The sequence below is a fragment of the Marinifilum breve genome (assembly GCF_003202155.1).
Lineage (GTDB): Bacteria > Bacteroidota > Bacteroidia > Bacteroidales > Marinifilaceae > Marinifilum > Marinifilum breve.
Map to the genome: position 1 here is coordinate 436,905 of NZ_QFLI01000001.1, position 22,967 is coordinate 459,871.

Sequence of the window (22,967 nt, forward strand, 5' to 3'; positions counted from 1 at the left end):
ATAAGTTGTAAGTAATTATTACTTAATAACATTCCATGAGATTCCTCTCATCTCTCCATGATAGTTACCGGTAACATCTTTAAACTTAACACCACCAACTTTGTTTAGTGGGAAGTAAGCATTTAGTCCAGCTTCAGTACCATCGATATCTGCATCTAAATCAACAGCATCGCGTGCAACATCCCAAAGACGGAAATCTTTGATAGAACCATGCATTTTACCCCAGCCGTTTCCAAGCCACATTTCTCCCCAACCTGAAACTTCAGGAGCTCCTATGTCGGTTTGAACACCTTTTTCTACGCCATCAACATATAAAGTTGTTGTTCTTGCTGTGTTATCGTGAACGATAGCAACATGCTGCCACTCTCCAGACTTGATTGAAAGAGCTTCAGCTTTTGGTCCTTGCCAACCACTACCTGCGTTGGTAAAGTTCCAAAGTCCACCTGATGACAATAATGCTTCTTCAGTTAACTCTTTGTAACCATACACCCAAATACCGTAGTTACCATTGTTAAAGAATTCTCCTGTTCCGTACATTCCCAATGACTTCACACGTACATCAAACTCTACAGTGTAATCACCTTGAGGAGTGTAGTTAGGTGTAATTCTGAAACCAATTGCTTTTGGATTATCACGATCAACATAAACACCAGTTGCATCAGCTACCAAATTTTCCTGAACCAAAGTAAGTTTGCTTGTAATGAATTCAGCTTTCTCATCTAACTCAGCCTGCTTTTTAGCCGCTGTCAACAATGCTGTACCTTCATCAATCAATGATTGTAAATATTCAATTGTTCCGACAGGATAGTCACCATCATTTTCACCTTCAACAACGCTGTTCTTAAGATCTGAAACATCGGCAATTGCTGCATTCAATCCATCATAGTTAAGCTCGATTACTGGTGGAATTCCATCTGCTGCCCATGATACACTACCTTTAAAAGTTGCAGTATAATTTCCGGTAACATCCTTGAAGTTAGTTCCTAAATCAGCATCGAATGGGAAATACATTGCCAAACCTTCCTCAGTTCCTTCGAATGTAGCATCCTGGTTGCTTGCAATCTGATCAGCAGTTCTTGCTGTAGACCAAACTCTCACATCCTTTAGCATACCATTGATAATACGATCAGTCCAGGTTGGACCATTTCCAAGTACGAAAGATGCTACTGGAGCTGGTGAGTATGTTTTAGTTTGAGCAGCCACTTCAACACCATTAATGTAAAGCTTCTGGCTAGAAATTTCATTTACAAATGCAACATGCATCCATTCTCCCGCTTTCATGGTTCCAGCTCCGGTTTCAACCTGATCCCATCCGCTACCGTTACCTACATTCAAGTGGATGTTACCATCGTTGAAGTAACGGATCACAAAACCACTATCAGGACCTGATTGCTCAGTTGCGAAAATGTTGTTTGAATATCCCTTTTGAGCTAAATCAACTACATAGATCTTAGTTTCGATTGTAAAACTCTTAGCAAATACCGGTAAGATATTATCAGAGATCTTGATATAAGTATCATTGGTCTGATCGATAATCGGTACTGCTAGTTGTACAATATTACCTTTGAATTTATTGATATAAATTTGAAGTTTATTCACTGCATCAACGATGTCATCCTGAGAGTCTGCACGCTCAACGGCCCAGTTCACCCAATTGATAACCTCCTGAAGTTCTTTCTTAGAGCCAGGCTTGTAGTCTCCCGGGCTAATTCCTTCCTCGCTATTTGCGATTAAGCTTTCTGCCTCAGTAATTAAAGCATCTAATGAAGCGGTTTCGTAATTTCCACCTCCATTATCGTCATCATCACAAGCTGCAAAGGCAAACACCATAAGGAAAGCAGCCAGGTACGACAACATTTTTATATTTAATTTAATTGCTTTCATTTCTTAAAGATTTTGAGATATTAGAAATTGCTACTCATTAAACCACCAACTTTATCCCTAGTGTTAGCAGTATCCCACCAAACACGAATGCCCATTTTATCCGTATCTTTGGTATTCATTGAAGATGGAATATTGGCACTATTTTGCTCGTGCTGATTGTTTGGGTAACGAATACGTTTTACCCAACTGCCAGCGTCCACAGTTGAACTTCCACTAACACCATCTTTTGGTAAAGTAATGTCCGGATAATCAGTTCTTCTAAAATCAGCCCATCCTTCAACTCCGTTAGGGAAGTTGGCAATCCATTTTTGAGTAATGATTTGCTTTAACTGTTCTTCATTTGAACCACCCAGGTTTGACAAACCATTGATGTAATCAGTTGCATCTGAAGAAGCAACACCAACATAGTCCATTGAAGCCTGAACACCACTTAAATACAAAGCATTTGCATCTTCGCTAATCCAGCCTCTCAATGCTGCTTCTGCCTTTAAGAATTGTACTTCAGAAAAGAACATTACAGGACAATACATCTTGTGTTCTCCACCATCACCAACAAAATCGATATAACCACCAGTTAAATTAATGGCTGCAAAATCCTCTTTCACTTTTGCTGGAACCGTATTAAATCCATTCTCCAGTCCAAAGTATTTTTCTTTGCCAACCTGCTCTTTTGTCTGGCCAACTTTCTTATCATCTACCGTTCTTTGGTAAGTAAACCATTTTGGTGTTCTTGGATCTTCACCAACGGATGATGTATTGTACAGATAATCAGACATAGTTTTCGACATGCGAATGTTGTTCCAACTCCATCCCATTTGGTGCAAATAATCGTTCCATCCTTTGCTCCACATTGGAACTTTCACAACATCTGCATTTGATTCAAAAACTCCACCAGGTCCGTTGATTGCTGCCAACGCTTCTGTTTTCGCTTTTTCAGGATCGACATTGGAAATTCGCATCGCCAATCTCAAACGAAGTGAGTTACCAAACTTTCTCCATTGCAAGGCATCTCCATCATAGATCAAATCATATCCATCTGAATACCTATATTGAGCAGCATCTCCAGTAATGCTATTAACGGCATTATCCAATCGCTTGAACAAATCAGCGTACACTTCACTTTGTGGATTATAGGCTACAGATTCCCCTTTTCCAACACCAAAATAAGGAATATCACCATATGAATCAGTCATTCTTGACCAGTAGTAACATATCCAAATCTCTTTGATGGCAATGGCATCCACATAGTATGGATCTTCACCATATGTATCGCTAATTGCTATTGATTTAGGCAATTGACGGGTATAGAATTCTTTCCACTGGTTTCCAATCCATCCATCAACATATTCGTAACGAGCTGATCCAAATCCTGAAACCGTATTGGCCCAGTATTGAGAGTATAAATCAGGATATAAATTTACATTTCGCTGATAGTTAGCAAATACCTCCATTTGCATATCATGAAGAAAGAATCTTGGTTCAACTTGAGTTGCTGAATCCGAAGGAACATTCATATCTCCAAAATCATCGGAACAAGCTTGGCTAAACAGCAGTATTCCAAGCAATGCGTATATATAATTATTAAATTTCATGTTGTTCTTCTTTTGCAATTAAAAACCAAGATTAAGTGAAAATCCATAAGTACGAACAGATGGTACCGGAGCAAAATCATAAGCTTGTGCTACGAAACTAGAGCTGTAAGCACTGGCATCAGGTACAGTACCTGGTGTATTCTTGTGGAAGTAAAATAGGTTACGTCCGATCAAAGAAACCTTGGCCGATTGAATTGGATTATTTGGAATTTTATTCAAAATAGTCTTTGGTAAGTTGTATCCAATAGCAAGTTCTTTTAGCTTGATATGTGAAGCATCGTAAATGAACTCCTCATCAGCCTGTGCTACTTTTCTCCAATAATCCTGGGCAGAAATCATTACATTGTTGGCACCACCATCTACAGTTACACCATCAACAAATAATGCCATTCTGTTATTCTCAAGAGTACGCTTTGCAGTACCAGCAGAAACAGCAGCTTGTTCAGAGGTAGATAGAATGTCTCCACCTTGCTGAATCGATACCAATGCTGACAAGTAGAATCCTTTATACTCAGCATTCAAGTTGATTGCTCCGGTCCAATCTGCCTGAACATTTCCAAGAATGTTATGCTCTTCATTCGATAATTTCATCAAACCATTGTTATCAACAATGATATCGCCATTTTCGTTTCTGTCATATTTTGATCCTCTGATGATACCCAATCTCTTACCTGGCAGTCCAACGAAGCCTTCGTTGTCATCAAACTTGTAAACAGGCATATCTTCGTAAAGCTCCTCTAATGTTCCTTTGTTTTTCGCAAAATTGAAACCTACAGTCAACTTAAAGTCTTCTGTTTTAACAGGAACAGTTGTCAACATTACCTCAACCCCTTTGTTACGAATCAAACCTGCATTGATTAATCGGTATGGGTATCCAGTTGTTTGGTCAGTAGACAGCTTCAAAATCTGATTCTTAGTATCTTCTTGGTAGTAAGTGAAATCTAAACCTATTCTGTTACTGAACAAACGGATATCTGTACCAATTTCCCATGAAGTAGAAATCTCAGGTTTTAAATCTTTGTTTACCAATACATCCGGCACTTTCCCTTTCGAGAGATCAAAATCTCCACTTTCAATTTTATAGGTCTGACTGGTTTGATATGGATCAGCAGCTTTACCCACCTGTGCCAAAGAACCTCTTACTTTTGCGTAAGAAACAAATTTCGGCAATTCAAACATCTCTGATAACAGAGCACTTAAACTTACAGATGGATAGAAATAAGAATTGTCAAATTCTGTATCCGCAGATGTTAATGTTGAAGACCAATCATTACGAGCAGTAAAATCAAGGAAGATCATGTTTTTATAAGCTACCTGACCAAATCCGTACATCGATCTTACTTCAGACTCTGTAATACTTTCAACAGCCTTAATGTTTGACCCTGCACCCAAATAGAAATCATCTTCAGAAGACAATTTACCTGAGAAAGATCTTAACTGTTTGAAATGACGCTTCATGGTATTTGCACCCACATTTAAGCTAATGGTAAAATCTTCGTTCAAATCCTTGTTATAAGACAACAGGAACTCGTAGTTTTCTTCCTTGAAGTTTGACTGTGTTGGATTGTAATCCGGACGATTAGGATTGATGTTATCAGCATACTGGTAACCATCTAATGATGAGAACTGGAAGAAATCCATACCATACTTAAACTTAGCTTTTAAGTCTGATGTTAGTTTTACATTGGCAGCAATAAAACCAAAGGTTCTGTTCTTCTTATCATTGTTCACATATTGCTCCTGCAAAAAGTATGGGTTTCGGTTACCAGGGCTGGCATCCGAATAGATTTTCTCAACATGCTTTCCTGCAATAATATCGTAACCTGGTTTCAAATCACGAGTTCTAATATTTCGAGGCATTGTATTGAAATAGCTTACATAGCTGTAGTTTCCTACCTCTGGCCTCTGCTCTCCTTCTGTTAGGAAGAAAGACAACTTACTTTCAACATTCAACCATGAGTTAATGTCATAATCAGCACGCAAATCGAATGTTGTTTTCTTAACCTTGTGGTTGTCGTAGATTCCATTAATGATATCTTTTCCCAAAGACATTCTGAAAGATCCATCATCATTACCGCCAGAAAAAGATACGTTGTGTTTGTGAGCTATACCAGTTCTGGTAAAATCTTTTAACAAGTTCCCCTGGTCTTCAAAAGGAATCATTTCACCGGTCCATGATTCAACTTGCTGACCTTTCATCTCAGGTCCCCAAGATGCAGTTTCAGTAGCATAGTATTCTCCATTGATACCTTGTCCAAATTTATCCTGAAGATCCAACATGTATGCTGCTTCGGAAAGCGTCATACTACCTGAATAACTAATACCTAAACCTTTATTGCGTTTTCCTTTCTTGGTAGTTACCAAAATTACACCGTTACCACCACGCTCTCCATAAAGGGCAGCAGCATTGGCACCTTTTAGTACAGAAACAGATTCAATGTCATCAGGATTCAAATCAAAAGCACCACCGGCTCTTGAAGTACCTCCCCAAACAGAACCATCATTTGAATTTCCATTATCAAATGGTACACCGTCAACAATCCACAATGGCTCATTATTTCCTACAAGTGAGCTTACCCCACGAATATCAATTCTGGAAGAACCACCAACACCACCTCCGGTTTGATTGATTTGTACACCGGCTACTTTTCCTTGTAAAGAGCTTACAAGATCACCGTCACCCGCTTTGGTCAAATCTTCAGCTTTTACATCCTGAACCGCATAACCAAGAGCTTTCTTTTCTCTTTTAATACCTAAAGCAGTTACTACAACTTCATCAACTTGTAAAGCATCTGCCGCCATAACAACATCAATTACAGATTGAGAACCTACTGTAATTTCCTGAGTTGTCATCCCAACAAAACTAAAAACCAATAAACTTGATTCGTCGACAGCAATTTGAAATTTACCATCAATATCAGTTACCGTACCAACTGTTGTACCCTTTACAACAACAGACACTCCAGGTAATGACATTCCTGACTCTTCAGTTACCGTACCTGTAACAGTTTTTTGCACAGCTACCGCTGAATTGTCTTCAGATAGACTGTTAACGTTTGCATTTGCAGCAAATGGAGAGCTTAATACTGCAACAAGCAAGGCTAAACTGCTAATCTTCCTTCCAAAGCTTAATGGGTTAGTTAAGATGGAATGAAGATTACTTAAATAGCATTTCTTCATAGTTAGTAAATATTAATTATACAATGAACACAAAATCATGTGAAATTTTCTGAAGCCAATATTAGCGCAAACGTATTAATTCACGATTAATATTGAATTAATCATCAAATCAAATACATTAACCATCTCATTAAAATCTGATTATCTGCTGGTTAAACCAATTAATTCTAACTCACTTTTTTTTGAGATGAAAAATCGAGTTACTGTATTATCAATATTATTCAGAATATGAGATTTTCAGGTGAATTTTAGATTGCAAGAGTATCCTAAAATCCCTTATAAATTGGTCCTTCTACAAGTTTTTTACAACATCTTTCTTCGTTCTGTAATAAGATTTGAATATCTTTGATTTTCACAAAGGATTTTAATTATTAACCAACTCTCTCATATAAAATAATGCGATTAATCAATTGCTTAATTCTTCTGTTAGTTTTTATTCCTGATTTGTTTGCAGATCATGGAGTCTATTTTAAATCTAATGAAGTAAATAAAGAAAATCGAACTGGCATTGATATTACACACAATGGCAATATTTCCTATACCAATAACTTTACAATTCATTTTAATTTATCTTTTCGAGAATCTGAAACACACTATGGCGAAATCCTTTCTCTTAAAGAAGCCAATAATAAAAACCTGATTCAGGTTACATACAGAATGCCAGACTTATTTGTGATACACAATAAGCGTGAAACAAAATTCCATTTAGATCTAAACAAAGAAGAAATTCAAAACAACCGATGGATTGATTTTGAACTACGTATAGATGCGATTAATAATAAAATTAATCTCCAATTTGCAGACAAAAAACTGCAATCAGATATTGATTTTCCGCAGAATTCTGATTTTGCATTATCTTTGGGTGTAATCAATAAATATGGATTCTTTATTGATGAAGTGCCTTCTATTTCGATAAAAGATTTAAGTATTAGAATTGATGGAGCTCCCAGACATTTGTGGCCATTCAAAAAAACAGATAATTTCCTGGTAAAAGATATTCTCTCCAGTAAAACGGCTAAAGTTTACAATCCTGATTGGGTAATTGATTATCACAATAAGTGGGAGAAAATACAAAGTTTAAATTTCTCTTCATTGCCTTCATTATTGTACGACAAAAAAAGTGAACAAATCCAGTTCATATTCATGGATGGTACAATACAAAGTTTTGATCCGTTAACAAAAACCCTCTCGGTTATAAATGAAAAAGTTGATGGTTTTCCTTGTTTTGAAAAAGCACAGCAAATTATTTATAACAAGAATGGAAATATAACTACCTACAGTTATAACCAGAACTTGATTTCCTCCTATGATTCGATTAACAATTCATGGAACAACAAAAAAGAATCTACTGAGGATGACACTCCTAAACTGTGGCATCACAACAAATTACTTCATCCTAAAACTAAAAACATCACCACTTTATGTGGATATGGCTATTATTCTTATTTCAATGATATCTTATCTTTTAATACAGAAACCAATAATTGGGATAAATTAAACTTTACTGGAGATACAATAAAGCCAAGATACCTTGCTTCTTTAGGACAGTCTGGAAAAAACTCAAACTGTTACTACATTTTTGGTGGCCTGGGAAATTCTATGGGCAAGCAAATCTTAGGAAAAGAGTTCTATTACGATTTGCATAAAATTGATTTCAAAAATCAAAAAATAACCCACTTATGGGACTACAAATGTGACGACCAATTTCAGTATTTGCCAATTAATAGCATGAAAGTTACTGCCAATGATAGTAGTTTCTATACTTTAATGTTTTCCTCATCAAAACAAAACACTTATTTAAGAGCCATTAAAGGGTTTATAAACGAGGCAGGAATTGCATTTATAGGTGATAGTATCCCGTATAATTTCCTTGATATTGATTCTTTTGCTGACCTTTACTACTGGAATAGTGAAAATAAACTCATCGCAATTACCTCTCATAAAAAAGAAGATTTGAGCCATGAGGTTAATATTTATACAATCAGTTACGAACCTGGGAACAAAGACAATTTTGATATTAACGGAGTAGAATTACCTCTCTCGGTTAAAATATTTTACTCTTTACTTGTGATTTGTATCATTCTTCTAGGATTATTTATAGTCAGGAAAGTTAGACAGGATCGTAGAACAACTGAAATACAAACAGCCTACACTTCAACAGAAATATTTGAAGCTCCAATATCTGATTATGAAGCTCCAAAGCAAAATGCCATTATCTTATTTGGAGGTTTTCAGGTTTTTGATAACAAAGGAAAAGATATTACCTATAGATTTAGTCCAACCCTAAAAGAACTATTTCTATTAATCCTTTTAAATACAATTAATGAAGGAAATGGAATATCTTCTAAAAGAATACAAGAATATTTATGGCCTGATAAATCGGAAAGCAACGCAAAAAACAACAGAGGAGTTAACATCAAAAAATTGAGAGGTATTCTTGAGGATTTACCAGGGACTGAAGTAGTTTTTGACAATAATTATTGGAAAATCATTCTTCCAGAAAATATTTTTTGCGATTTAGAATATGTTCGAAATGCAATAAAATTGATACGAGAACAGGGTAATATTGAAAATCTAGCTGAAATCATCATCATTCTTCAAAGAGGTTCAATGCTTCAAGATATCTTCCCAGAATGGTTAGATTCATTTAAAGACTCAAATACAGGATTAATTGTAAGCACCTTAGAAGAGATTCTTAAAGATGATAATATTGACAAAGCAATTAGCCTTGCCATATCTAATGTCATATTCCAATTTGATCAGATGAATGAAACTGCTCTAAAAACAAAGTGTCATTTGTTGGCATCACAAGGAAAGCATAGCCTGGCAATAGAAACATTTGAACACTACAGGAAACTATACCTAAAATTCTACAACGAAGAATATCAATTTACATTCAAAGATATTGTATCAAAGGAGAACTAATCAAACAAAAAGCCTGACACATAAAGCGTCAGGCTTTTTTTAATCTAATCTTTAACAATGAAAAATCCGGAAAGAGCACTATTAAATTCTCAATCCGGATATCACACTACTACTACAAATTTTTCAATGCAAATGCATAAGCTCCAATACCTATGGCTTTGCTTGCTCCAAGTTTACTAGAACACACAGCCAAACGAGGGTTTGGATCATATTTTATTGTCTTATCTGTTCCTGGAATTTTAATATCTGTTGAATGATTTGCCGCAAAGTCTGCAAATTCATCTTCATTATCGATATTATATACTTTCTGAACTAATCTTGGTAAAGAATCTCCATTCGAAGTATAACATTTGCCGTTCATTTCTTCCAATGCTGCTGGCATGTATAAATCATGAGCACCTGTAAGACCTCCACCAATAACAGCTATTCCATCTGTAATTGTCAATAAATTGGCTAAACTATCGCCCAAACATTTTCCAAAAATTTTAAATGATTCCAATGCTGCATTATTATCCGGATTATTCTGATCCATAGCAATATCGTATACATCTTTTGGCATTAAATCTTTAGGATATTCGCTTTTTGCACGAGAAAGAAATTCTCTTTGTATAGCTCTTGTGCTAATTCCCTCTTCAGCAAATCGTTCTGGATAAATACGACTACTTGTTAGCCAAACCTCAGTGGCTATTGAGTTATCACCAATTAGCAATTCTTCATTGTGGACCAAACCACCACCAAAGCCAGTTCCTAAAGTAACTCCTACAAGATTTTTATATCGTTTGGGACTTCCTGCCTGTACCAATTTGTTATTAACCTCTGGCAAAACACCACCTAGAGCTTCACCATATGCAAATAAATCACCATCGTTGTTAATAAATACGTGCATATTGAACTTCTCCTGTAGCATTGGTCCCAATGCTACACCTCCCCTAAATGCAGGCAAATTTGGCAAATCACCAATAATACCATTTCTATAATCAGCCGGACCAGGAAAAGCAAAACTAATTGCAACCGGATTTTCACTCAACTTATTGGACACTTCTTGAAATCCATCAACAATGGTTTGCAAACACAAATCCAAATTGTCTGCATTCGATGGTTTTCTAATTGGCTCAACTACTTCTTCCCCACTTTTCATAGCCGAGAATACAAAATTTGTTCCTCCTGCATCAAGAGTCATTACAACTCTTTCATCTCTCCAAATATTCATTCTTATTGTTACTTTCTTTTATAAAACGATAAACCGAAAATATATCCGATACAAACCAATGTTACGACAAAACCAGCCATTAATGAAAAGATATCTGCTACAGCACCAAAAATCAATGGTACAAATGCTCCACCAATAATTGCTGTTACCATTAAGCCGGAAATTTCATTGCTACGCTCAGGCATTGCGTCAATTGTGATAGAAAATACCAAAGGAAAAATATTTGCAAAACCTAATCCAATAAGGAAAATAGAAACAAAACCTACCACTGCGCTTGGTGCAATATATAATCCTAAAATACCAAGCATGGCAATAATAGTTGTTACCTTCAAAAATCTTGTTGGAGACATCCAGTTTAGAATAACTCCTCCTAAAAATCTACCTGTCATTAAAGCCAAAAAGAAAAATAAAGTTCCCCATAGTCCTAATTCCTTAATGTCATAATTGAACTGATGCGCTAAATAATTTGGCAATTTCGCACTCATACTAACTTCAGCTCCTACATAAAGAAAAATAGCCAATACCATAAAAAATACATATGGATTTTTAAGCAAAGCTAATACCGAGCCGAATGATGCAGGAGTTGCCTCCTCATCCTTTTGTTCATCAATCTTAACAACATACAAATAGATTACTGCAATTAATAGAACCACTGAGTAAATTGGGAATAAAATTTTCCAATCTAAATTCCAATATTTAGCTGCCATAAGAGGGATTAATGCTCCAGACAAGGATCCTATTGCCTTAAAAAATTGTCCAAAAGATAAATTTCTGGAGTATTTTCCTTCTGGTGACACATCACGCATTATAGGGTTTCCAGCAACTTGCAGTAAAGTAGCACCTGTTCCTAGCAGCAATAATGCTCCTAATAATAATCCAAAGGAGGAGAAATCTCCCAAAATTGGTAAAACTAAACCAATTAATGCAATTACCATTCCCAGCAACAATACAAACTTTCTACTTTTTCTATCTTGAAATAATGCCATTGGTACAGATAGTAATCCAAACATGATGAATCCCATGAATGTAACCAATCCAGCCATAAAATTTGTTAACTCATAATCAGCTTGTAACTGACTGGTTAGAGGTCCAACAACATCACCAAAGCCCATACAAAGAAAGGCTAGGAAAATCGGTCCTGATTTTAAATAATTGTTCTTCATAAATAGTTAATTATAAACGTTCTATTAATTTTGGTTCTAATACAATTCTTTTGCTTATACATTCTTTTTTGTTCATTACTTCTTCTAGAATATCCACGGTATAATGGGCTATCTTTTCAATTGGTTGAGCAACAGAAGTAACTTTTGGTTTGGAATAATCGAACAAATCAAGGTTATCAAAGCTCACAAACCTTATATCATCAATCTTCTCTTGATGAAAAATATTCATTGCCCAAATAGCATGAGCCGTAATCTGATTATTGGTGAATACAATAGTATCCACCTGATCTTCTACCAAATGCTTTAACTGGACTTTAGTACTCTCTTTTAGATTATTATTATCAACAATTCGAATCAAGCTATTATCAATATCAATCAGATTATCGCTTAAGGCCTCACGATAACCATCAATTCGCAATTCTAGAGAATAAACATTAGGCGTAATAGAAAGTAAGCCTATTTTTTTAGCTCCATGCTTAATTGCCTTCTGAACTGCACCCTTCATTGCATTTTTATTCTCAACAAGAATATAGTTTCCAAAAAAATCAGGATGTTCCCTATCGAAAAACACCATTGGAAAACGTTGAGCTGCCAATGTATTTAACATCCCCAAATTTTCGAAGGAGGAAGCCAGAATAAGTCCATCAACCTGTCGGTTCACAAACATATTCAGCAGTAAATCTTCTTTTTCCTGTGTTTCATCAGTACTTCCAATGATTAAATGATATCCTTTATCTGCTAACAAATCTTCTATCAGGCGTCCAATTTTAGCATAAAACGGGTTAGATATATCGGGAATTAAATAGCCAATGGTATTGGTTTTCCCTTTTTTCAAACTTTTAGCAATCTGATTGGGCTGATAATTTACCTCACGAACGTATGCCAGTATTTTTTCTTGCGTTTTTTTACTGATATTTTTTTCATCCCCTTTATTATTCAAAACAAAGGAAACTGTTGTTTTTGAATAACCTAGCTCCTGGGCTATATCCTTTATAGATTTCTTTTTCAAGTTTTTTGCTTTTTACTAAACCGTTTTACTAAATCGATTTATCAAAAGTATGACATTTTTTGAAAGAATGAAAATTTTTATCCAAATCTCAGGTCAATTAAATAGAAATCCCTCGAATATAAGATAAGCTTGTTTAAATAAATTGTATTTTTACCTATTGTCATGCGTATTTTCACACCTTCTGCCTGATTAAATCAAATAAAAATAGACAGATGAAAAACGAAAAGATTTGTGTTATTGGATGTGGTAACCTTGGTAAATCAATCGCCAAAGGATTATTAGAACATGAAGATTTTAATTCTGAAAATGTTATTGCAACCAGAAGAAAGCTCAAACTGATAGAAGATTTAAAACCACATGGTGCAGAAATTACCTCAGATAATCTTTATGCAGTTAGGAACTCTAACATCATTTTAGTGGCTGTTAAACCCTATAATGTAGATAAAATCATTAACGAGATTAAACCTGAAATAATAGAAGATAAACACATACTGGTTTCATTGGCTACTGGTTTAGGTACTAATGAAATATCTGAGATGTTGGATGATAAAATACCTGTATTTAGAGCTATGCCAAATATTGCTGCAGATATTGGTGAATCAGTCACCTGTATTTGTGGAAAAAATTCCTCGGTTGAACATACTCAAAAAGTAAAATCGATTTTCGATGCAATAGGTGAAAGTTTAATCATTAATGAAGAATTAATGGAAGCTGCTACAATACTGGGAGCTTGCGGTATTGCATTTGTTTTTCGTTTTATTCGCGCTATGATTCAGGGAGGTATCCAAATTGGATTTGACGCAAATACAGCCAATCAAATTGTTTCGCAAACTGTAAAAGGTGCAGCTAAAATGTTGCAGGAAAACAGCAATCATCCTGAGTCGGAAATTGATAAAGTTACAACACCTAAAGGATGTACAATTGTTGGATTAAATGAAATGGAGCATCAAGGATTCTCCTCATCACTAATCAGAGGAATTGTTACATCCTTTGAGAAAATAGAAAAGTAACCTAAATTTATAAGTAAAAATAAAGCCATTCTGTTAAAGAATGGCTTATCATCTATTTTACAAGGAGTAATTTACGTTTTAAAATCTCACCATCCACATTCATTCTTAAAATATATATTCCAGCCGAGAGTCCCTTTAAATTAAATTCTATAGTATTACTATAGCTTGGTATAACTCCATTCTTCACTTCCATACCAGCACTTGAATATACACTCCAGCTTATTTCGCTATATATAATTTTACTAAGATCAACAGTAAACTTGTCGACAGATGGATTTGGATAAACCGACAAAAGCTTGTCATAGTTCATTTCAATCTGCCTTGATACACTTGCACTACCACAATCATTTGTACCAGTCAAACTCACTGTATATTCTCCATAGTTATGGTATTCATGACTTGGACTAAGTTCTTCAGAGGTATTTGAATCTCCTAAATTCCAAGTAAAGGAATCAAAATCTACTGATTGATTAATTAATGTTAGTTGTCTTTTTTGTATAGTATAATCAAATCTTAGCTTTGTCAAATCAATAACCTTTACATCTCTACTAATTTCTATATCTACCCCACTTGACCTATAACTAAGCTCAATTGATTTATTCCCTACAGAACTATAGGATATGTTATGAGGACCAGGTCCTACAGCTTGAGTTGGTGTAGCATCCTCCCCAAAATCCCAAAACATATTTTCAGCATCTTCATTAACAATAGCTTCTACTGTAAAATCATTTCCTACACACCTACTTCTTTCATTAATTTTAAAAGATGGATCAAACCCATTCATAATTTCTACTCCCAAATTTAATGGGTCCAACCAATATTTTAACTGTTGATTGATATTAGAGTAATTAGCCCAGCTCGATGAAAATTTGGCAAAGTAATCATTAACAGAATTGCCACAACTTGCATCACCACCTGTTAAATCTCCAATAATTCTATGGTTCTCATCAAAGAGAGGTGATCCTGATGAACCTCCTTCTGTAGTTCCAACTTCCCAATTTAAAATTTGCCAGCTTGTATTCTCATCAAAAGTGTATCGGGCATCGGAATAGGTAGCGGTTACAGGTGCATCATTGTCAAGCGAAACCTTTTTAACATCCCCACTTGGGTGATGAATGCACGTTGTATTCACAGGAACTCTTCCTGATCTATCCCATCCTGCATAATAAGGAGAATAAGATAAAGGAGGTTGAACAGAAAGTTCCAGAAGTGTAAAGTCCAAATTCGATGTTGTTGCTCTTAATGTAGATCCCGAAATTGATTGAGACCTCTCACCATCATTGCCTCCACACTCAGAATTTTCATAATTAAAATAAAAAATCGCAGCATCCGCAACTTCTTGTTCGTGTATAACGTGAAAAGCCGTTAATAAATAAGGCGTTCCATCCTGTCTGGTATTATTAACCAATGCTCCAGAAGCAATCCACCCATTGTATAAAATATGACACACAGACCTTTTTTCTGTTTGCCAACCATTCCCCTCTGGGCAATTTATATCAACATTACATTCACCTGATGTCTTTACTTTACTATCCTTTAGTAAGTTGAAAATATTCTTATAATCATGCAAAATTGTTTTTATAGACAGTTTTGCAGGAAATTCAACTTCTGAAGGTTCTATATATTCAATCGTAAGCTCATCACCAACTAAAGGTTCAATGGAAAATTTACCTGACTTTTTGTTATTCTCACGCGTATAAGAACCTAAAATTCTATTGGACTGATCGTTATAAACAAATAATTGGGCTCCAAATGGTATTCTGAATTCTGAAAACTCTATACCCAAAGAATATGCACCTTCAGATTTTACTGAAAATCTCCAAACTCTTCTACCATCGTTTAGTTCCTCCCAAACTCCATCCTTTTCAATATTATAATCTACATTAAATGAATATGCATATTGGGCATGCTTTAACTTCACACCAAAATTACGATCATTTTCCATAATGGATTTTGATATCGCTTTAAATTTAGGAAGTTCAACAAGCTTAAGATTAGACGTAGCCGCTGCGTTTTTAAACAATGGCTCTCCACCATGAGAAATTTGCGCTTTTACGACAATTGAGAGAAATAAAAGACTTAATAAAAGTCCTGTTCTAATTAGTTTAAATATCATGAGATTTATAATAGAGATTTTCAAAAATAACAATAATGCTGATAAAGTCAATCCGCAAAAGCATATAGTCACCCTAATTATTGCCTACATTCGATAATTATCTTAAAAGAATATTTCTACGATTGACAGAGTCAACACATTTTTCAAAAAAAATAATTAAATTTGATAACCGAATATTAAAACCTATTTACACCTTATGAGCACAGAGACTTTTAATTGGTCTGAAAAAACCATTCTAATTGCTGAAGATGTTGAATCAAATTATCTTTTTTTGGAAGAGGTAATTGGAAGAACTGGTGCTAATATTCTGTGGGCAACAAATGGCCAACACGCGGTTGATATGTTTACCCAAAACGAAATCGACCTAATACTCATGGATATACAAATGCCATTACTAAATGGATTTGATGCTACTAGGGCGATCAAGAAAATCAATCCTAAGGTTCCGGTTATTTCACAAACGGCTTATGCCATGGCAGAAGATAGAGGAAAAAGTATTGCCGCTGGTTGCGACGATTATATTTCTAAGCCAATTTCAAGTCAGAAATTATTGAGTTTAATTGATAAGTATCTTTAGATAAAAGTTAAACTTACATCTTTAAGAAATTTTTCTTCCAGCAAACTAACAATCTTTTTTACTACTGTTCTTCTAATTTCAAGTTCAACAGGTAAACTTGGATCTTGATGAGCAAAATTTATTCGAGTACCCGATATAATGGAAATTTTATCGCTCTGTAACAAATAATGCACAATTTGATCTGCTGGCCCATCTCCCAGATCATAATCAATGGTATATTCATCAAGGATACGTGCAACTTTTCCTATGGTAAGAATTCCTTCTGTCACCAAATTGATTCCTTCCATATATGAAGCTGGCGGCAATTCAGGATCTGTAATTTTCATACCTGCTGCAAACTTTAAATTCAATTCTCGAGCAAGTATTTCAGCAGTGGTACCTCCACATATAATTTTCTTCCCTTTAAAATGGTAAACACGCATTGCGTATTCAGAATCTTTATCCTCTTCAAATGGTGGTCCGGTACAAATTAGTAGCTTTCTTGGTTCTCTATAATAAATTACACCTGCACTGGTATCATCCTTAGGCTCGTCATTATCATTTCGGGAAGCTTTCTTCACCAATTGCAATCCTAAATTTCTAGCAGATATAAATGGAGTAGTCCTTACAATATTCTTTACGTAATTCAAAGCATTCTCATGCCCCCAACCAAAAGGCAACTCCCTACTTCCCATTCCTGATTGCATAATACCATCGGACCAAAACAAAACTCGATCCTCTTTTCGTGCAGTAAACGAACAAGTTCTCAACTGTTTACCTTGATTTTCTTCACTATCAAGAGTAATTGTTCTCCAACCTGGATCATAAACTTCTGCTCCTCTCATAACAACACAACAAGGATTATCAAACTCTATAATCTTAGTTGTTCCATCATATTCAATATCAATAACGGTAAAAGTAGAATAGCTAACCTTACGAACACTACAAACAGGAAGCGTATTCATTATAATTTCGGCAATAGAGATAACATCTTTATGCTCCGCTGTAAAATTCATTGCCATAGAAGCCGTAAGTGTTGCCAAAACATTAGCTTTTACACCACTTCCCATACCATCACTTAAAACTGCAATTGTTCTGTTTTCTTCCTTTATTCTTCTCGAAAGAAAAACATCACCGCAAATCATATCTCCATGATGGAATAATTGCTGACAATCTATATCGATGTGAAATTTATCTTCCATTGTTATGAATTTTCTTTATCACCTGGTGTGTGAGATTTGATAATCGAATTCATTAGTTTCTCAGTCTTAGAAGCACTTTCTCCTAATAGAAATGCAATTTGCTGAACGGTTTGAAGGTTTTCCTTAATTACCGCTCTTGCCCTACCAATTACCTCTTCTTTTCTAACTTCAGGAGCATATAAATCGCGGATAATTCCTCCTACAATTTTGTTTTTCTTAATCGTAAATACCGATACATTAAAGAGAGCATTGCCATAATGAACATCTTTATTCAAAATATCTTCACCATTAAGAATAACTGTTGAAAACAGCTTGTGAAATGGAATTAATTTGGATAAGTCGGCATCAACTAAACCTGGAATAATCTCACTTAGCATTCTTGCTTCATCACCCAATAAATTCACAAAACTGGTATTGGATTCAATAACCTTCAGATTTTCATCTACTATTACAACTCCTGAAGGTAATTTTTGCAACATGGCAGATACCGTTTCAGAGGCTTCTTGAGCTATAACTCTTTCTTCATTCGCTATCCTCTCCGATTCTTTTAATGCTGTTTTGGTCTTTGAAAGCTTAGAGTTTGTAACATTGAGTTCTTTGATTACTGAATTCATATTCTTTATGGTATATGAAGAACACATCTCAAAATTTGCCAAACCTTGACATTTTGCAATGGCAAACTCCCTACACGACTCATAACCACAAGACCCACATCCCAATTGATCTTCAATCTTCTCTTTTCCCATTTCTACAAGCACTTCGTGTACTTCTTCTTCCGATGGAATTGGAAGACTTTGGCCTCTCGATTTAAATCCTCGATTAAGATCTAAATTCTTGTATTCATCAATCTCTTTCTGCCATTGTTCCTCATCAAAAGTTTTCAATCTCTTTCTCACATACCTAATAACCTGAGATCTTCTTGAAAACTTACGACCACCAACAGAAGTTCCTGGTCCCATGATACATCCTTCACAATAAAATAAATCTAAATGCTGATTTAAATTGTGCTGAGTTTTAAACTCATTAATGGAACGCAAAAAGTTATTTCTTCCTTCGGTACTAATTATACCTCCATTCAACATACTCACATCAATATCGGCAGCCTGGAACAAACCATGACTAATTGGAAATAATCCTCCCAAACGAGCAAAAGGAGGATCAAATTCAGAGAACTCTACAGAGTTCTCTGTGATGTCATACTCTCCAAATAATTTTCGGAGCTCAACAAAACTAAGTACCGCATGAATATCTCCATCCGAACCATTAAAAAACTTCACATCATTCTTACTTGCAACACATGGCGATAAAGAAACAACCTTTACATTCTTTCCATATTTTTTACGCACAACTTTTGCCATTGCTACATTTGGAGGTACAATAGGTGCAAGATTTTCAACCAAATCAGGATGGAAATTTTCCACTTGATTTACAAGTGCCGGACACTTGGTTGATATATAATACTTACCATGAAAATTGTCAAACAGATTCTTGTACTTGTAGGCAACCAAATCGGCACCAAATGCAGCTTCAACCACATAGTCGAAACCCAAGGCTCGAATCATTCCTACAAAGTTTCTATAATCCAGAATATCATCAAATTCACCAGAAATACTTGGATCACAAATTGCAACTACCGGATCGTTACCACTCAGTAACATTTTAACCTGATCTTCGGAATTGCGATATTCAATTGCATCTTGTGCACAAACCGTCACACAATTTCCACACCCAATACATCTGTTTCCAATGATATGGGCATAATCATTTTCGATTTTTATTGCTTTGGCAGGACAAACACGAATGCAAGTATAACTAAGGTTACACTTGTCCTTATTGGTTAGGATTAAAGGCATAATACGGGAATTTTAGGGTTGGAAACTAAAGCAAGAATTAAACAAGGCCAAAGACCCCATTTAATATTTCAATTACGCCTTCAGGATCAATTTCCTCATACAATTCATCATCAATCTTAAGGATTGGTCCTTTGGCACAATTGCCCGTACAAAGTTCTCCGTGAAAGAAAACCTTATCTTTTAATTTATTTTCTTCTAAGTATGTATTAATTGCTTTAAGAGCTTTACCATTACCTCTGGAAAAGCATGAACTTCCCAAGCATATGGTGATTTCAATTTTCTCAGCCATCTAGTTTGTTGTTTTGTTATCTAGTACAGTTTAAATATAGCTAAGATCTACTTCTTTTAAAAACTTTTCCTCTAGCAAGGCTACGATATTCTTAACAACGGTTCGTCTAATTTCCAATTCAACAGGAAGTTTGGGATCCTGATGTGCAACATTGATCTTAGTTCCATTAATGATAAATATCTTGTCACTTTCTAGCAGAAGTTTAACAATCCTATCGGCGGGACCATTTCTTAGAACCGTATTTTGGTTGTAATTGCTCAAGATTCTATGCACCTTTCCCAAGGTCAAAATCCCTTCGGTTACCAAATCTACCCCTTCGATAAAAGAAACCGGAGGCAATTCACTATCACAAATATTTAAATCAACTTCTATTGGTTTTTGCAACTCTCGTGATACAATTCCTGCAGTTGTTCCTCCACAAACAATTTTTGTTCCTTCAAACTCGCTCATCTGTTTTACCAACTTGGCATCTTTCGATTTTTCATAAGGAGGTCCGGTACAAATCATTAAGTTTCGAGGTTCTCGATAGTACAATACTGCACAAGAAGTATCATCTTTTGGCTGATTACTATTGTTTGCACAAGCCCTTTCCACAATATCACTTCCTAAACGGCGAGCAGAAATATATGGCTGTTTTCTAATCAAACCTTTTGCAAACTGATCCACATTTTCCATTCCCCAACCAAATGGCAAACGTCTGGTTCCCATTCCCGAATTGGTTACACCATCTGAACAAAATATTATTCGATCTTCCTTTTGCGCTTTAAATCGATATGAGTAAAGTATTTTGCCCTTGTTGGCCTCTCCCTCCGGATGTAATTCTTCACATTCAGGCTTATACGATTCCAAACCTCTTAAAATCAAACAATCTGGATTGTCATAACTAATAATTCTTGTATCTCCATCACATTCGATCTCTACAATGGTAAAGGTTGAATATCCGGCTTTTCGCTTGCTACAAACTGGCAAAGTTTTCATGATTACTTCTGCTGCTTTTCGGATATCCTTGTTCACCTTCATGTAATTCAAAATCATTGAAGATGTGAGGGTAGCCAATACATTGGCTTTTACTCCACTACCCAAACCATCAGATAGAACAAGTATGGTTCGGCCTTCATCTTTCAACTTTCGCGACATAAAAACATCACCACAAATCGATTGACCTACCTGATTTCTTTGCTGACATTCAACCTCTATGTAAAAATCATCATGCATATCCGTACAACTTAAGCTATGTTTTTCTATTCTACTGGCTTATAAAATTCCACAATCGAATTCAGCATTTCCTCTGTTTCCGACGCATTCTCACCAAGCAAGTATGCAATCTTCTGAACTGTTTCCAGATTTTTTCTGTTTACAGTTTTTGCCCTGTTCACAACTTCTTCTCTTTGGATATAAGGTTGCGACATATCTCTAACAATTGCCCCAACAATCTTATTTTTATGGATGCTAAATATACTTACATGCAGCATTTTATTTTCATGCTTTATATCTCGCTCTAAATTATCAACTCCAGTTGTTAAGGCTGATGCAAACAGCTTATGAAATGGAATGATCTTTTTCAGATCAGCATCTACCAATCCAGGTATGGTTTGATAAACTTCTTCAATCTCTTCGCCTAATATTCCTGCAAAACTTTGGTTGGCCTCTATAATTTTCAACTCATCGTTTACAATTACAACTCCAGAAGGAATTTTGCGCAGCAAGGCAGAAGACTTATCCTGTGCAATTTTCCTCATGTACGACACGCACATATTTGGCTCTGAACGATCCTCCAAATAAGCCTCTGCAAATTCTCTACACGAGTTGTATCCACAGCCCCCACAATTGATTTCATCTTTATCAGAGTACTTCCCAATCATGGTTAAGGCTTCTTTTATACTATTTTCGGAATGTTCATACTTTGGAATCGGTGAAATGGAATCAAAGTTTCGCTGAATGGAAAAATCAGCATTCAAAACAGCTGGCTCATCCGAGTCCAATTTATTGATTACCTCTAAACGTTTAATCGCTGTAGAATACTCCTTTTCGGCTCCAGGTCCATTTACACAGCCTCCCTCACAAGCCAACAACTCCAAAAACAGCTTGTTGGTTTTGCCATATTTATTTAAATCGCTTAAAACATTTTTAATGTTTCCAATACCAGAAAAGGTCATATAAACAGCATCGGTAGCGCTAACATTTTCCTTTATCCCCATGATCATACCTCCATCAATTGGATATAAAATACCACGCCCAGCCTTTCCAGGAATAAAACTATTATTAGCCTTATCTTCCGGAAACAAATAAGGATCTAAATTTTCCTCCTCGAACCAATTCTTCAAATCAGTAAAAGTTAAAGATGCATCTAAAAGCTCAGGAAATTCGTCACTCTCTGCTTTCTTGGCTATGCATGGCCCAATGAAAACAACTTTCGAATTAGGTGATTTTTCCTTTAAGTACTTGGCATGAGTTAACAAGGGAGATAGAAATGGAGTAATACTATCTTTAAACTCCGGATAATGTTTACAAATCATTTCTACTACCGAAGGGCAAGCAGATGAAATGTAAATACCATTTTCACCACCATCAACATAACCAGCCACTTGCTTTGAAACCTCCTGCGCCCCAAGTGCCGTTTCCGAAACTTCTGCAAATCCAAGTTCTTTTAATGCTGAAATAAACTGATCATCCTTTAGGTTGGGAAATTCAGTTACAAAAGAAGGTGCAATTGAAACAATGATATGATCTCCTCGATTAATCATTGCCTTTACTCGCTTCACATCATCACGCACTTTTTTTGCATTTACAGGGCATATTTGCGTACAAGTACCACAATAAATACAATCGTTATGAAGAATTTGGGCTGAATTATTCACTACCTTAATTGCCTTTAAAGTACATTCTCGTATGCACTTGTAGCAATCCTGACAATCGTTCTGTTCTGTATAAACTGGCTTTAAAACATCCATAAGATAAAATTGTAATCACGTATCTCA

General features: G+C 35.5%; 15 protein-coding genes. 3 read left to right on the forward strand and 12 right to left on the reverse strand.

Translation table 11 applies throughout. From position 1 onward, the window contains the following. Window positions 1–18: 18 nt before the first annotated feature. Genes DF185_RS01760 through DF185_RS01770 form a run of 3 tightly spaced genes read right to left on the reverse strand, consistent with a single transcriptional unit; the run spans window position 19 to window position 6,656 of the window. Complete coding sequence (locus tag DF185_RS01760; RefSeq protein ID WP_110359002.1) at window positions 19–1,884, reverse strand: LamG domain-containing protein; 1,866 nt, start codon at window positions 1,882–1,884, stop codon at window positions 19–21. Between the two features lie 20 nt (window positions 1,885–1,904). After that, window positions 1,905–3,476, reverse strand: coding sequence for a SusD/RagB family nutrient-binding outer membrane lipoprotein (locus DF185_RS01765; protein WP_110359003.1), 1,572 nt, complete (start codon window positions 3,474–3,476; stop codon window positions 1,905–1,907). A gap of 18 nt (window positions 3,477–3,494) precedes the next feature. After that, a complete protein-coding gene (locus tag DF185_RS01770; protein WP_110359004.1) occupies window positions 3,495–6,656 on the reverse strand; it encodes a SusC/RagA family TonB-linked outer membrane protein in 3,162 nt (1,053 codons plus the stop codon). 396 nt (window positions 6,657–7,052) lie between these two features. Here DF185_RS01770 and DF185_RS01775 point away from each other — a divergent pair, with 396 nt between their 5' ends. Continuing rightward, complete coding sequence (locus tag DF185_RS01775) at window positions 7,053–9,581, forward strand: hypothetical protein (protein WP_110359005.1); 2,529 nt, start codon at window positions 7,053–7,055, stop codon at window positions 9,579–9,581. 112 nt (window positions 9,582–9,693) lie between these two features. Here the strand turns inward: DF185_RS01775 and DF185_RS01780 are convergent, their stop codons facing one another. Genes DF185_RS01780 through DF185_RS01790 form a run of 3 tightly spaced genes read right to left on the reverse strand, consistent with a single transcriptional unit; the run spans window position 9,694 to window position 12,963 of the window. Further along, on the reverse strand, window positions 9,694–10,791 hold the full coding sequence (locus DF185_RS01780) for an ROK family protein (protein ID WP_110359006.1): 1,098 nt from the start codon (window positions 10,789–10,791) through the stop codon (window positions 9,694–9,696). A gap of 8 nt (window positions 10,792–10,799) precedes the next feature. Then, a complete protein-coding gene (locus tag DF185_RS01785; RefSeq protein ID WP_110359007.1) occupies window positions 10,800–11,954 on the reverse strand; it encodes an MFS transporter in 1,155 nt (384 codons plus the stop codon). Between the two features lie 10 nt (window positions 11,955–11,964). After that, window positions 11,965–12,963 carry a LacI family DNA-binding transcriptional regulator gene (locus DF185_RS01790; RefSeq protein ID WP_110359008.1) on the reverse strand — a complete coding sequence of 333 codons (999 nt, stop codon included), beginning with the start codon at window positions 12,961–12,963 and terminating at the stop codon, window positions 11,965–11,967. 212 nt (window positions 12,964–13,175) lie between these two features. Here DF185_RS01790 and proC point away from each other — a divergent pair, with 212 nt between their 5' ends. Further along, complete coding sequence (proC, locus tag DF185_RS01795; RefSeq protein ID WP_110359009.1) at window positions 13,176–13,973, forward strand: pyrroline-5-carboxylate reductase; 798 nt, start codon at window positions 13,176–13,178, stop codon at window positions 13,971–13,973. 52 nt (window positions 13,974–14,025) lie between these two features. On the opposite strand, the gene DF185_RS01800 is transcribed toward proC, so the two are convergent. Further along, entirely contained in the window at window positions 14,026–16,089 is a 2,064-nt protein-coding gene (locus DF185_RS01800; RefSeq protein WP_110359010.1) for a T9SS type A sorting domain-containing protein, read from the reverse strand. A gap of 196 nt (window positions 16,090–16,285) precedes the next feature. Here DF185_RS01800 and DF185_RS01805 point away from each other — a divergent pair, with 196 nt between their 5' ends. Then, window positions 16,286–16,666, forward strand: coding sequence for a response regulator (locus DF185_RS01805; protein ID WP_110359011.1), 381 nt, complete (start codon window positions 16,286–16,288; stop codon window positions 16,664–16,666). Here DF185_RS01805 and DF185_RS01810 read toward each other — a convergent pair. Genes DF185_RS01810 through DF185_RS01830 form a run of 5 tightly spaced genes read right to left on the reverse strand, consistent with a single transcriptional unit; the run spans window position 16,663 to window position 22,940 of the window. Next, complete coding sequence (locus DF185_RS01810) at window positions 16,663–17,847, reverse strand: SpoIIE family protein phosphatase (RefSeq protein WP_110359012.1); 1,185 nt, start codon at window positions 17,845–17,847, stop codon at window positions 16,663–16,665. The genes DF185_RS01805 and DF185_RS01810 overlap by 4 nt on opposite strands. 2 nt (window positions 17,848–17,849) lie before the next feature. Beyond that, window positions 17,850–19,700, reverse strand: coding sequence for a [Fe-Fe] hydrogenase large subunit C-terminal domain-containing protein (locus DF185_RS01815; protein ID WP_243421743.1), 1,851 nt, complete (start codon window positions 19,698–19,700; stop codon window positions 17,850–17,852). Window positions 19,701–19,737: 37 nt separating this feature from the next. Continuing rightward, window positions 19,738–19,989, reverse strand: coding sequence for an NAD(P)H-dependent oxidoreductase subunit E (locus DF185_RS01820; protein WP_054720008.1), 252 nt, complete (start codon window positions 19,987–19,989; stop codon window positions 19,738–19,740). A 30-nt stretch (window positions 19,990–20,019) separates the two neighbouring features. After that, window positions 20,020–21,204, reverse strand: coding sequence for a SpoIIE family protein phosphatase (locus DF185_RS01825; RefSeq protein WP_110359014.1), 1,185 nt, complete (start codon window positions 21,202–21,204; stop codon window positions 20,020–20,022). A 26-nt stretch (window positions 21,205–21,230) separates the two neighbouring features. Next, a complete protein-coding gene (locus DF185_RS01830) occupies window positions 21,231–22,940 on the reverse strand; it encodes a [Fe-Fe] hydrogenase large subunit C-terminal domain-containing protein (RefSeq protein ID WP_110359015.1) in 1,710 nt (569 codons plus the stop codon). Window positions 22,941–22,967 lie beyond the last annotated feature (27 nt).

Bases quoted from the DNA above. Each gene is read 5' to 3' on its own strand.
- DF185_RS01765 (WP_110359003.1), bottom strand. From the start codon at position 3,476: ATGAAATTTAATAATTATATATACGCATTGCTTGGAATACTGCTGTTT.
- DF185_RS01820 (WP_054720008.1), bottom strand. From the start codon at position 19,989: ATGGCTGAGAAAATTGAAATCACCATATGCTTGGGAAGTTCATGCTTT.
- DF185_RS01810 (WP_110359012.1), bottom strand. From the start codon at position 17,847: ATGGAAGATAAATTTCACATCGATATAGATTGTCAGCAATTATTCCAT.
- DF185_RS01775 (WP_110359005.1), top strand. From the start codon at position 7,053: ATGCGATTAATCAATTGCTTAATTCTTCTGTTAGTTTTTATTCCTGAT.
- DF185_RS01830 (WP_110359015.1), bottom strand. From the start codon at position 22,940: ATGGATGTTTTAAAGCCAGTTTATACAGAACAGAACGATTGTCAGGAT.
- DF185_RS01785 (WP_110359007.1), bottom strand. From the start codon at position 11,954: ATGAAGAACAATTATTTAAAATCAGGACCGATTTTCCTAGCCTTTCTT.
- proC (WP_110359009.1), top strand. From the start codon at position 13,176: ATGAAAAACGAAAAGATTTGTGTTATTGGATGTGGTAACCTTGGTAAA.
- DF185_RS01825 (WP_110359014.1), bottom strand. From the start codon at position 21,204: ATGCATGATGATTTTTACATAGAGGTTGAATGTCAGCAAAGAAATCAG.
- DF185_RS01780 (WP_110359006.1), bottom strand. From the start codon at position 10,791: ATGAATATTTGGAGAGATGAAAGAGTTGTAATGACTCTTGATGCAGGA.
- DF185_RS01805 (WP_110359011.1), top strand. From the start codon at position 16,286: ATGAGCACAGAGACTTTTAATTGGTCTGAAAAAACCATTCTAATTGCT.
- DF185_RS01815 (WP_243421743.1), bottom strand. From the start codon at position 19,700: ATGCCTTTAATCCTAACCAATAAGGACAAGTGTAACCTTAGTTATACT.
- DF185_RS01800 (WP_110359010.1), bottom strand. From the start codon at position 16,089: ATGATATTTAAACTAATTAGAACAGGACTTTTATTAAGTCTTTTATTT.
- DF185_RS01770 (WP_110359004.1), bottom strand. From the start codon at position 6,656: ATGAAGAAATGCTATTTAAGTAATCTTCATTCCATCTTAACTAACCCA.
- DF185_RS01760 (WP_110359002.1), bottom strand. From the start codon at position 1,884: ATGAAAGCAATTAAATTAAATATAAAAATGTTGTCGTACCTGGCTGCT.